The organism is Devosia insulae DS-56 (assembly GCF_000970465.2).
Classification (GTDB): domain Bacteria; phylum Pseudomonadota; class Alphaproteobacteria; order Rhizobiales; family Devosiaceae; genus Devosia_A; species Devosia_A insulae.
This window is the reverse complement of sequence record NZ_LAJE02000364.1, coordinates 1-9,543: the sequence shown is the minus strand read 5'-3', so window position 1 is coordinate 9,543 and position 9,543 is coordinate 1. Positions and strand designations below refer to the sequence as shown.

Below are 9,543 nucleotides of genomic sequence, written 5' to 3'. Positions count from 1 at the left end.
GCCGTAGGCGTTGAGCCCAAAACCCTATGGGATTCCTATTTCTTTCCGATCGGTCCGTTCTCGAAACCCTATGCGGGGCGGGCGCATATCTCACCCAGCATTTTCGACCACCTGGCCGCTGCCGCCCTCCGACGGCGGCGGTCGTGCACGCTTCTCGATAGGAGAACCAAACCATGGACATCGCTGTCCTCGCGATCGGTGCAGTCTTTTTCGCCCTCGCCTTTGCCTACGTCGCCGTCTGCGAAAAGCTCTGAGAGGCCATCGCCATGCTGCTCGATTTCATCCTCGGAGGCGCGGTGACGCTGTTCCTCCTCGTCTACCTGGTTTTCGCCCTCGTTCGTCCCGAGCGCTTCTAGCGCCGGACCCGGAAAGCTCTTCCCATGACCTTACTCGGCTGGCTCCAGATCCTGGTTTTCTGCGGGATCATCATTTTGCTCGTCAAACCCCTCGGGGCCTATATGACGCGCGTTTTCAACGGCGACAGCACCTGGCTGCAGCCGGTGCTCCGCCCCCTCGAGCGCGGGCTCTACCGCGTCGCCGGCACCCGCGAGGACGAAGAGCAGAACTGGGTCACCTACGCGGTGGCCTTGCTGCTGTTCAACCTCGCCGGCTTCATCATTTTGTACTTCCTGCAGCGGTTCCAGGCCATGTTGCCGCTGAACCCGGCGGGGATGGCCGAGGTTGGCCCCGAGCTCGCGTTCAATACCGCAGCGAGCTTTGTCACCAACACCAACTGGCAGAACTACGCCGGCGAAGCCACGATGAGCTACCTGACCCAGATGCTGGGTCTGGCGGTGCAGAACTTCGTTTCCGCCGCGACCGGTATCGCCGTTGCCATGGCGGTGATCCGCGGATTCGCCCGCAAATCGGTCAATACGCTGGGCAATTTCTGGGTCGATCTGGTGCGCTCGACCTTCTACGTGCTGCTGCCGATCTGCGTCGTCGGAACGCTCGTCCTCGTCTGGCAGGGCGTGCCGCAGAACCTCGACGCTTACACCAGTGCGGTGACGCTCGAGGGCGCCCAGCAAAGCATCGCGCAGGGGCCGGTGGCCTCGCAGATGATGATCAAGTACCTCGGCACCAATGGCGGCGGCTTCTTCAACGTCAATGCCGCGCACCCGTTCGAGAACCCGACGGCGCTGACCAACCTCATCTCGATGGTCTCGATCTTCGCCATCGGCGCCGCGCTGACCAATGTGTTCGGCCGCATGGTCGGCAACCAGAAGCAGGGCTGGGCGATCTTCATCACCATGGGCATCCTGTTCGTCGTGGGTGTCGTCGTCTGTTACTGGGCGGAAGCCGCGGGCAACCCGCTGGTGCATGCGCTCGGCATCGATGGCGGCAACATGGAGGGCAAGGAAGTCCGCTTCGGCATCCCGCTCTCGGCGCTGTTTGCGGTGATTACCACGGCGGCCTCGTGTGGCGCGGTCAATGCCATGCATGACAGCTTCATGGCGCTCGGCGGCATGATCCCGCTGATCAACATGATGCTGGGCGAGATCATCATCGGCGGCGTCGGCGCCGGCTTTTACGGCATCGTGCTGTTCGTCGTCGTCGCCATCTTCGTTGCCGGGCTGATGGTCGGCCGTACGCCCGAATATCTGGGCAAGAAGATCGAAGCCAAGGAAGTGAAGATGGCGATGCTCGCCATCCTCTGCCTGCCACTCGCCATGCTCGGCTTCACCGCCATCAGCGTCGTGCTGCCGTTCGGCGTGTCGTCGATCTGGAACCCAGGCCCGCGTGGCTTCACCGAGGTGCTCTACGCCTACACCTCGGCGGCGGCGAACAATGGCTCGGCCTTTGCCGGCATCTCGGCCAACACGCCTTGGTACAACATCACGCTCGGCATCGGCATGCTGATGGGGCGGTTCCTGGTGATCATTCCGGCGCTGGCGCTGGCCGGCTCGCTGGTCGCGAAGAAAACCGTGCCGGCCTCGGCTGGGACGCTCCCCACCCATGGCGCGCTGTTCATCGGACTGCTGCTGGGCGTCATCCTGGTGGTCGGCGGGCTGACCTTCATCCCGGCATTGGCGCTCGGGCCGATCGCCGAGCACCTGGCGATGCTCGCGGGCCAGACCTTCTGATGCGCACCCACACAGATCCGGCGCGGCGCTCGCATGAGCCCGCCGCGCCTCTCTCAACCTGCTGGAGGCTCTGATGAGCCAGTTGAAATCGGCGAGCCTGTTCGACACTCGCATTCTCGTTCCCGCCATTGGCGGCGCGTTCAGGAAACTGAACCCGAAAAGCCTGATCAAGAACCCGGTGATATCAGTCGTCGCCGTCGTCTCCGCCTTCACCACGGTGCTGTTCGTCAAGGACCTGGTGACCGGTTCGGGCAATCTGGGCTTTTCGTTCCAGATCAACCTCTGGCTGTGGTTCACCGTGCTGTTCGCCAACTTCGCCGAAGCGGTGGCCGAGGGCCGCGGCAAGGCGCAGGCGGATTCGCTGCGCCGGGCGCGCACCGAAACCCAGGCCAAGCTGCTGCCGCCCGAGGGCCGCGGCAGCTTCCGGATGGTGCCGGGCACCAGCCTGAAGGTCGGCGATACCGTCATGGTCGAAGCAGGCGACATCATCCCGTCGGACGGCGAGGTGATCGAAGGCATCGCCTCGGTCAACGAAGCCGCCATCACCGGTGAATCGGCTCCGGTCATCCGCGAGTCCGGCGGCGACCGCTCGGCGGTGACCGGTGGCACCCAGGTGCTGAGCGACTGGATCCGGGTACGCATCACCGCAGCGCCGGGCTCGACCTTTCTCGATCGCATGATTTCGCTGGTCGAGGGCGCGGAGCGGCAGAAGACGCCGAACGAGATCGCGCTCAATATCCTGCTCGCCGGCATGACGCTGATCTTCGTGCTGGCCGTCGCCACCATTCCGGGTTTTGTCGCCTATGCCGGCGGCAATGTGCCGATGGTGGTGCTGGTGGCGCTGTTCGTGACGCTGATCCCCACCACCATCGGGGCGCTGCTCTCGGCCATCGGCATTGCCGGCATGGACCGGCTGGTGCGCTTCAATGTCCTCGCCATGTCGGGCCGCGCCGTGGAAGCGGCTGGTGACGTCGATACGCTGCTGCTCGACAAGACCGGCACCATCACGCTCGGCAACCGGCAGGCCACCGCGTTCCGTCCGGTCGCCGGGGTCACCGAGGCCGATCTCGCCGACGCGGCGCAGCTGGCTTCGCTCGCCGACGAGACGCCGGAAGGGCGCTCGATCGTCGTCCTCGCCAAGGACAAATACGGCATCCGCGGCCGCGACATGCAAAGCCTCAACGCCAGCTTCGTGCCGTTCACGGCGCAGAGCCGGATGAGCGGCGTCGATGTCGGCGGCTCGTCGATCCGCAAGGGCGCGGTCGATGCGGTGCTGAAGCATGTGGGGGAAGGCGCGGCCAACAGCGCCGACACCATCCGCGAGATCCGCTCGATCTCCGACGAGATCGCCAAATCCGGCGCCACGCCTCTGGCGGTGGCTCGCGACGGCAAGCTGCTCGGCATCGTGCAGCTCAAGGACATCGTCAAGGGCGGCATCCGCGAGCGTTTCGCCGAACTCCGCCGCATGGGTATCCGCACGGTGATGATCACCGGCGACAACCCGATGACCGCGGCGGCAATCGCGGCGGAAGCCGGCGTCGATGATTTCCTCGCCCAGGCGACGCCGGAGAACAAGCTCAGTCTGATCCGCGAGGAGCAGGCCAAGGGCAAGCTGGTCGCGATGTGCGGCGACGGTACCAATGACGCGCCGGCGCTGGCGCAGGCCGATGTCGGCGTTGCCATGAACACCGGCACGGTGGCGGCGCGCGAAGCCGGCAACATGGTCGACCTCGACAGCGATCCGACCAAGCTGATCGAGATCGTCGAGATCGGCAAGCAATTGCTGATGACCCGCGGGGCGCTGACGACCTTCTCGATCGCCAACGACATCGCCAAGTATTTCGCCATCATCCCGGCGATGTTCCTGGCGTTCTACCCGCAGCTCAGCGCCCTCAACGTCATGGGGCTGGCGACGCCGGAAAGCGCCATCCTCTCGGCCATCATCTTCAACGCCCTGATCATCGTGGCGTTGATCCCGCTTAGCCTGCGCGGCGTGAAGTACCGGGCGGTAGGCGCCGGGGCGCTCTTGAGCCGCAACCTCCTGGTCTATGGGCTGGGCGGCATCATCGTGCCGTTCGCCGGCATCAAGGTCATCGATATGGCGATCACCGCCATTGGCCTCGCGTAAGGACATTCGAAATGCTGAAGCAACTGAGACCCGCTCTCATCATGATCGTCGCCCTGACCATCATCACCGGGCTGCTCTATCCGGTCGCCATGACCGGGCTGGCGCAGGCGCTGTTCCCGCATGAGGCGCATGGCAGCCTGATTGAGAAAGACGGGCAGGTGGTCGGCTCGGAACTGATCGGGCAGGCGTTCACGACACCGCGCTACTTCCATGGCCGGCCCTCGGCTGCCGGCGACGGCTACAACGCGGCCGCCTCGTCGGGCTCCAACCTCGGGCCGACCAATCCGGCGCTGATCGAGCGGATCAAGACCGAAGCCGAGACGCTCAGGGCCGAGAACCCGATCGCGCCGGTGCCGATGGATCTCGTCACCACCTCCGGCAGCGGGCTCGACCCGCATATCACCCCCGAGGCGGCCTACTTCCAGGTGCCGCGCGTCGCTGCCGCCCGCGGCATGGACGAAGCCGCGGTCACCGAGCTGGTGCGCCAGCATGTCGAGGCGCCGCAGCTCGGCTTCATGGGCGAGCCGGTGGTGAACGTGCTGAAACTCAACCTGGCGCTCGATGGCGCCAGCGCATCCTGACACGATATAGGTGGGGCGCGGGTCTCACCCCGCGTCTTGCCGTTCCCCGCGGCAGGCGGAGATAGTGGATGAACAAGGCCCGACCGTCCCCCGATGCGCTGCTCGCCGAAGCCGAACGCGAAAACCACGGTCGGCTGAAGATTTTTCTCGGCGCGGCGCCGGGGGTAGGCAAGACCTACGAGATGCTGATGTCGGGGCGGGCCAAGCTCGCCGAGGGCGTCGACGTGGTGATCGGCGTGGTCGAGACGCATGGCCGCAAGGAGACCGGGGCGCTGGTCACCGGCTTCGAGCTCATCCCGCGGGTAGAGATCGACTATAAGGGGCGAGCGCTCGAGGAGATGGATCTCGACGCCATCCTCAATCGCCGCCCGCAACTGGTGCTGGTCGATGAGCTGGCGCACACCAACGCAGCGGGCAGCCGCCACCCAAAGCGCTACCTCGATGTCGAGGAGCTGTTGTCGCGCGGCATCGACGTCTACACCACCGTCAACGTCCAGCATGTCGAGAGCCTCAACGACGTGGTGGCGCAGATCACCCGGATCCGGGTGCGCGAGACGGTGCCGGATTCGATCATCGATCGGGCCGACGACATCGAGATCATCGACATCACGCCCGACGACCTGCTGAAGCGGCTGCACGACGGCAAGGTCTATGTGCCGACCACGGCACGGCGCGCCGTCGAGAACTATTTCTCGCCCGGCAATCTCACGGCACTGCGCGAGCTGGCGCTGCGCCGTACGGCGCAGCGGGTCGACGACCAGTTGCTCAGCCACATGCAGAGCCACGCCATCAATGGCCCATGGGCGGCAGGCGAGCGGGTGCTGGTCTGCGTCGACGAACAGGCGCGCGGGCCGTCGCTGGTGCGCTATGCGCGGCGGCTGGCCGACCGGCTGCGCGGGCCATTCGTTGCCCTCAACATCGAGACGGCGCGGACGGCGGCGGTATCGGATACCAGCAAGGACCAGCTGGCGGCCAGCCTCCGCCTCGCCGAGCAACTGGGCGGCGAAGCGGTGGTGCTGCCCGGCCAGCACATCGCCACCGAAATCGTCCGCTATGCAGCCGCCAACAACGTCACCCACATCGTCATCGGCAAGCCGCAGAAGCCGCAATGGCGCGAGTGGCTGCAGGGCTCGGTGTCGCACGACCTGATCCGCCATGCCGGCGATATCAGCGTGCACGTCATCGCCGGCGCCGTGGAGAAGGCGGTGAAGCCGGTGACCGGGCTGATCCAGATGACGCCGCCGCGCTTGGAACTGCTGCCCTATGTGTGGAGCACGGGCCTGGTCGCGGTGGCGCTCGGCGCCGGCCTGCTGCTCGATCGGGTGCTCGATGTCACCAATATTGCGCTGGTGTTCCTGATGGCGGTGCTGGCGGCGGCGCTGAGCTTCGGGCTCGGCGCGGCCCTGTTCGCTTCGCTGCTCAGCGCCTTGATGCTGAATTTCTTCTTTCTCTCGCCGCTCTACACGCTCAACATCAGCGACCCCGAAAGCGTCATCGCGCTCGGCTTCTTCCTCGGCGTGGCGTTCATTGCCTCCAACCTGACCGCGCGGGTGCAGCGGCAGGCGGCGGCGGCGCGGCAGCGGGCGCGCACCACCGAGGACCTCTATCTGTTTTCGAAGAAGCTCGCCGGCACGAGCACACTCGACGACGTGCTGTGGGCCACCGCCTACCAGATCGCTTCGATGCTGAAGCTGCGCGTGGTGCTGCTGCTGCCGGAGAATGGCGGTATAGCGGTGAAGGCCGGCTATCCGCCCGAGGATACGCTCGATGAGGCCGATGTCGCTGCGGCCCGCTGGGCCTGGGAGAACGACCGCGCTGCCGGCCGCGGCGCCGATACGCTGCCCGGGGCCAAGCGGCTCTATCTGCCGCTGAAGACCGGCCGGACGCCGGTTGGCGTGGTGGGGCTCGACAACGACAAGCCGGGGCCGCTGCTCACCCCGGACCAACGGCGGCTGCTCGATGCGCTGACCGACCAGGCGGCGGTGGCGATCGAACGCATCCAGCTGGTCGATGATGTCGAACGGGCGAAGCTCGCGGCGGAAGCCGATCGGCTGCGCTCGGCGCTGTTGACCTCGATCTCGCACGACCTGAAGACCCCACTCGCCGCCATCCTCGGTGCTGCCGGCATGTTGCGCGAGCCACCCGAGGGGCTCGCCAAGGACGACGAAACCGAACTGCTCGGCACGGTGGTCGACGAATCCGAGCGGCTCAACCGCTTCATCGCCAACCTCCTCGACATGACGCGGATCGAATCCGGCGCGACGGCGCCCAATGCCGGGCTGCACTTCGTCGGCGATATCGTCGGCACGGCGCTGCAGCGGACGCTGAAGATCACCGCCGGGCACAGGGTCGCCGTCGATATCCCGGCCGATCTGCCGATGATCACTGTCGATCCGGTGCTGTTCGAGCAGGTGCTGTTCAACCTGATCGACAACGCGGCGAAGTATGCGCCCGAGGGCACGACGATCGGGCTCAAGGGCTGGGCCGACAGCAGCTCGGTGGTGCTGCAGGTGATCGACGAGGAGCCGGGCATTCCGGCCGGGGATCTCGAGCGGGTGTTCGACAGCTTCTACCGGGTGCGGAAAGTCGACCAGGTGCGGGCCGGAACCGGGCTTGGCCTGTCGATCTGCCGCGGTTTCGTCGAGGCGATGGGCGGCACCATAATGGCCGCTAACCGGCAGGAGCGGACGGGCGCCGTCTTCACCATCAGAATGCCAACTCCCAAGCAAACGCCAGATCTGGGTGAGCTGAAATGACCAATTCGGGCGTCAAGATTCTCGTCGTCGACGATGAGCCGCCAATCCGCAAGCTGTTGCGCATGGGGCTCGGTGCACAGGGCTATGCCATCACCGAGGCGGGCAATGCCAAGTTCGCGCTCGAAGCGCTCAAGGTGGAGCGGCCGGACCTGATCCTGCTCGATCTCGGACTGCCCGATATCTCGGGGCACGATCTGCTTGCCCGCTGGCGCGACGAGGGGCTCGACCTGCCAGTGGTGGTGCTATCGAGCCGTACCGACGAAGCGGGGATCGTCAAGGCGCTGGAACGCGGCGCCGACGACTATGTGACCAAGCCCTTCGGCATGAACGAGCTCGCCGCCCGCATCCGCGTGGCGCTCCGGCACCGGCTGCAGCAGCAGGGCGAGCGGCCGGTGTTCGTCACCGGCGGGCTGTCGGTCGATCTGGTCAAGCGCCTCGTCAAGGTCGACGGCAAGGAGGTGAAACTCTCACCCAAGGAGTACGACATCCTGCGCCTCCTGGTGCAGCATGCCGGCAAGGTGCTGACCCACCACTTTCTGCTCGAGCAGGTGTGGGATGGCACTACCGATGTGCAGTACCTGCGCGTTTATGTCCGGCAGTTGCGACAAAAGATCGAACAGACGCCCGACCAGCCGCGTTACATCACCACCGAAACCGGCGTGGGCTATCGCCTGCATGAGGCCGATCCGATCGAGCCGGCGCCGGCCGACCATAACTAGAGTGACCAGATGAATATCGCCGAACTGCTTCGAGAGGAAAACGTGCTCGTTGACCTCGACGCTCCCTCCAAGCCGCAATTGCTGCAGCAGCTGGCGGAGCGTGCCGCTCGAGCTACCGGCCTCGACCAGGCGGCGGTGTTCAACGGGCTCAGCCATCGCGAGACACTCGGCTCGACCGGCATCGGGCAGGGCATCGCCATTCCGCACAGCGCGCCGGCCGGGTTGGCCAAGCCGTTTGCGCTGCTGGCGCGAACGACCAAGCCGGTGGAGTTCGACGCAGTCGACGATCGACCGGTCGACCTGGTGTTCCTGCTGCTGTCGCCAGCCGATCGAACCTCGCACCTCAAGGCGTTGTCGGTGGTGTCGCGGCAATTGCGGTCGGCCGGGGTGACGGAACGGCTCAGGCGGGCGCGAACGGCGGCGGAGATGTATTCGGCGATGACGGGAGAGTAGGGCGTCCGACCGCCGCCTCAATGCACGGAAAGGCTTGCTGCCGGTCCGCAGCGTGGGCATATCGGCCGCAGCGAACGCGACCTCGGAGGATCATCGCCATGCCCACACCTCGCCGCGTCTACGTTGGGGCGCTCGCTGCTGCGGCGCTGCTTGGCGGCTTCGGGCTGATTGCCGATGCGGTGACCGATGGCGACACGCTCAATCTCGATAACGCAGTGCTGATGGCGCTCCGCACCCCCGGCGACCCGGCCGACCCGATCGGGCCGAGCTGGTTCGTGGAGGCGGTGCGCGACATCACGGCGCTCGGCAGCTTCTCGGTGCTGGGCATCATCGTGATCCTGGTGTTCGTCTATCTGCTGCTGGTGGGTAAGCAACGGACCGCGTGGTTCATGGGGTTTGCCGTGGTGGGCGGCACCATCATCAGCACGGTGCTGAAGATGCTGTTCGACCGGCCGCGGCCCGACCTCACCGGCGTCGCTGAAGTGTTCACCGCCAGCTTTCCGAGCGGGCATGCGACGGTCTCGGCGGTGGTGTTCCTCACCATCGGCGCCATGCTGGCGGAGTCCTCATCCGAGCGGCAGCTGAAGCGCTTCTTCGTCGGGGTGGCGATTGTGCTCACCCTGCTGATCGGGGTGAGCCGGATTTATCTCGGGGTGCACTACCCCACCGACGTGCTGGCCGGCTGGTCGCTCGGCGCGGCCTGGGCACTGCTGTGCACCACGGGTGCGCATTTTGTGCGGGAGCGGGCGGGGCAAGCACCGGCCTCTCAGTAATCCTCCCCCGCGTGGCGGGGGAGGGGGACCAGCGAAGCTGGTGGAGGGG

General features: G+C 66.0%; 8 protein-coding genes. All 8 read left to right on the top strand.

The annotated features are described in order from the left end of the window. Nucleotides 1–266 precede the first annotated feature (266 nt). The 8 genes from kdpF to VW23_RS24775 all read left to right on the top strand — a co-directional run bounded on the left by kdpF (nucleotide 267) and on the right by VW23_RS24775 (nucleotide 9,494). On the top strand, nucleotides 267–356 hold the full coding sequence (gene kdpF / locus VW23_RS24810; RefSeq protein ID WP_055887114.1) for a K(+)-transporting ATPase subunit F: 90 nt from the start codon (nucleotides 267–269) through the stop codon (nucleotides 354–356). Nucleotides 357–380: 24 nt separating this feature from the next. Beyond that, on the top strand, nucleotides 381–2,084 hold the full coding sequence (kdpA, locus tag VW23_RS24805) for a potassium-transporting ATPase subunit KdpA (protein WP_069912165.1): 1,704 nt from the start codon (nucleotides 381–383) through the stop codon (nucleotides 2,082–2,084). Nucleotides 2,085–2,157: 73 nt separating this feature from the next. After that, the gene (kdpB, locus tag VW23_RS24800) at nucleotides 2,158–4,212 is read left to right on the top strand and encodes a potassium-transporting ATPase subunit KdpB (protein ID WP_069912164.1); all 2,055 of its coding nucleotides are present in this window, start codon (nucleotides 2,158–2,160) and stop codon (nucleotides 4,210–4,212) included. 11 nt (nucleotides 4,213–4,223) lie between these two features. Further along, complete coding sequence (kdpC, locus tag VW23_RS24795) at nucleotides 4,224–4,793, top strand: potassium-transporting ATPase subunit KdpC (RefSeq protein ID WP_069912163.1); 570 nt, start codon at nucleotides 4,224–4,226, stop codon at nucleotides 4,791–4,793. A gap of 68 nt (nucleotides 4,794–4,861) precedes the next feature. After that, entirely contained in the window at nucleotides 4,862–7,549 is a 2,688-nt protein-coding gene (locus VW23_RS24790) for a sensor histidine kinase (RefSeq protein ID WP_069912162.1), read from the top strand. Beyond that, nucleotides 7,546–8,268, top strand: coding sequence for a response regulator transcription factor (locus VW23_RS24785; protein ID WP_069912161.1), 723 nt, complete (start codon nucleotides 7,546–7,548; stop codon nucleotides 8,266–8,268). The genes VW23_RS24790 and VW23_RS24785 overlap by 4 nt, the downstream gene beginning before the upstream one ends. Before the next feature lie 9 nt (nucleotides 8,269–8,277). After that, complete coding sequence (locus VW23_RS24780) at nucleotides 8,278–8,721, top strand: PTS sugar transporter subunit IIA (protein WP_069912160.1); 444 nt, start codon at nucleotides 8,278–8,280, stop codon at nucleotides 8,719–8,721. A gap of 98 nt (nucleotides 8,722–8,819) precedes the next feature. Beyond that, nucleotides 8,820–9,494, top strand: a complete 675-nt coding sequence (locus VW23_RS24775; RefSeq protein ID WP_069912159.1) for a phosphatase PAP2 family protein — start codon at nucleotides 8,820–8,822, stop codon at nucleotides 9,492–9,494. Nucleotides 9,495–9,543: the final 49 nt, after the last annotated feature.